The organism is Leptospira ryugenii, from assembly GCF_003114855.1.
GTDB classification, from domain to species: domain Bacteria; phylum Spirochaetota; class Leptospiria; order Leptospirales; family Leptospiraceae; genus Leptospira_A; species Leptospira_A ryugenii.
Window position 1 is genome coordinate 1 of the sequence record NZ_BFBB01000018.1, and the last position, 2,072, is coordinate 2,072.

Sequence of the window (2,072 nt, forward strand, 5' to 3'; positions counted from 1 at the left end):
CTTCTTGTCTAGAAGTCCCGCCTTTCCCTCACACAAAAACCTTTCTTTCCATTTGTATCCACACTTTGTAGATATCCCATATTCTGCACAGAGCTGAGTGAAATTGATACCTTTCTCAAAGCTCGCCATAACGAATTCTAATCTTAAATCCACGATCTGATTCTCCTTCCAAGGCATCCCCATAGCCCTCCTGTAAAGGTGTTCTAGGGGATGAGAAACCAGAAAGTGTTACCTATGTCTTGCTACAAAAGTGTTACCCATGTCCTGAGTCATACTTTTTAGGTATTGCGTATAACGAACTAGGCTACACGACGTTGTCCGTAGCTGAGCCTCGCAGAGGCGTTAGCGTCGGCGCGACTTCTTGCAGAGCAAGAATCGTGACGGAGGACAATGTGCCTTTAGGCCGAGCGAGGGCGCAAGTCCCGAGCGTAGCGTGTCAGCCGAAGTTATACGCAGTGAGTAAATATTACCAAATTGATTTTAATCCAGAAATCTTATACTTCTTCATCTCAGAATCTTTTGAGATAAAAGTAAATTTTCTCTTAATACACTGCCAAATGAGCATTCGATCAAATGGATCTCGATGAAAATTTTCCTTCAATCTGTGATAAGAAGATGCATCTTCTTGATTCAATTCAATAATTCTGATATTAATTTTTTCGAGAAATTTAGGAATATCCTCTGGAGTAAATCCTGTTAGATTTAGCTTCCCAATTTTAAATTTTAAAGAAATTTCCCATAAGGAAATAGAACTTACATAAATTTGATTGCTTTGATCTTCAATAATTGCAGTTACTTTTTTACTCAATTGTTTTGAGTCCCCAATGACCCAAAGTAGAGCATGAGTGTCTAAAAGATAAGCCATCTATAAATTTAAAAAATCTTCTTCACTAATTGAAAAATCTTTCTGAAATGAAATTTTGGCTTTCCCATCAAGGATTCCAATTTTTCTTTTGGTAGTATTTTTATCATTAACAGGAACAATCATCGCTATAGTTTTCTTATTTTTACCAAAAAGAATGCCAACTTTTTCTCCCTTTTTAACAAACTCAAGAACTTCGGAAAAATGGGCTTTTAATTCACCTACAGCGAATGATTTCATAATTTTAACTAATCCATTTAATTGACAACTTGTCAAGAAAAATTCTTTTTCTTAATTTTTCTCTTTAAATCTAGTTTTTACCCATTGCGTATAACGAACTAGGCTACACGACGTTGTCCGTAGCTGAGCCTCTCCGAGGCGTTAGCGTCGGCGCGACTTCTTGCGACGCAAGAAGCGTGACGGAGGACAATGTGCCTTTAGGCCGAGCGAGGGCGAAAGTCCCGAGCGGAGCGTGTCAGCCGCAGTTATGCGCAGTTCAAATTTTACCTAGTTAAAAGTATTTTTTATTAATCAAATTTTAAACGTTATCCGGAAGAAAAAAATGAGTTAATATTTTTTATTTGTTCTAAAATATCAGTAACATATCAAAAATTAACTAAAGAATATTTTTTTAAATTATAAGATGATTTATTCTTAAATTTATAAGCTAATCTATTTTTCTGCAGGTTGCCAGAGCTCGATTGCATTTCCTTCTGGATCATATACTCTCGCAAAAACTCCTATTTCTGGCACCGAATTCCACTCTTCTCTTTCTTCTACTTCAACTCCCTTTTTTTTTAACTCTTCTATGAATGATTTTAGATTTGAAACACGAAAATTAATCATCCACATTTTATCTTTGGAGAAATAGTCTGTATTTTTAGAAAATGGTTCAAAGACAGTAGGTCCTGACTGTTGCTGCCAGACCATATTCTGAATATCTATGCCTAAGATTTCTATGTACCAGTTCTTTAAGATTTCAGGATTTTCCGAACGGAAGAAAAATCCGCCGATACCGTTGATATGTTTACTCATAGTTATCAATTTTTTTAAAAGTAAAAATAATAATCAATTTAACTATTAATCAATTCTCTTTCTTAAAACGGCTCTTTCACTTTCAAGGCAATGATTATTAATAGTATCAATGGATATTTTTGTTCATTATCTTTACTTATACATTAAAAATTTTATGGTATGACTTCAGGAGATA

The 2,072-nt window shown here is 34.9% G+C and carries 4 protein-coding genes; all 4 read right to left on the reverse strand.

Going from position 1 to position 2,072, the window contains the following annotated elements:
• On the reverse strand, window positions 1-183 hold a 183-nt coding region (locus DI060_RS18775; RefSeq protein ID WP_369689633.1), incomplete at its 3' end, for a helix-turn-helix domain-containing protein.
• Window positions 184-466: 283 nt separating this feature from the next.
• The gene (locus tag DI060_RS18780; RefSeq protein WP_108978546.1) at window positions 467-865 is read right to left on the reverse strand and encodes a type II toxin-antitoxin system VapC family toxin; all 399 of its coding nucleotides are present in this window, start codon (window positions 863-865) and stop codon (window positions 467-469) included.
• Window positions 866-1,102, reverse strand: a complete 237-nt coding sequence (locus DI060_RS18785) for a type II toxin-antitoxin system Phd/YefM family antitoxin (protein WP_108978547.1) — start codon at window positions 1,100-1,102, stop codon at window positions 866-868.
• A gap of 432 nt (window positions 1,103-1,534) precedes the next feature.
• A complete protein-coding gene (locus DI060_RS18790; RefSeq protein ID WP_108978548.1) occupies window positions 1,535-1,897 on the reverse strand; it encodes a VOC family protein in 363 nt (120 codons plus the stop codon).
• Window positions 1,898-2,072: the final 175 nt, after the last annotated feature.

What these genes read in the sequence shown, in the direction of transcription:
- DI060_RS18780 (WP_108978546.1), bottom strand. Translation starts at nt 865, where the DNA reads ATGGCTTATCTTTTAGACACTCATGCTCTACTTTGGGTCATTGGGGAC.
- DI060_RS18785 (WP_108978547.1), bottom strand. Translation starts at nt 1,102, where the DNA reads ATGAAATCATTCGCTGTAGGTGAATTAAAAGCCCATTTTTCCGAAGTT.
- DI060_RS18790 (WP_108978548.1), bottom strand. Translation starts at nt 1,897, where the DNA reads ATGAGTAAACATATCAACGGTATCGGCGGATTTTTCTTCCGTTCGGAA.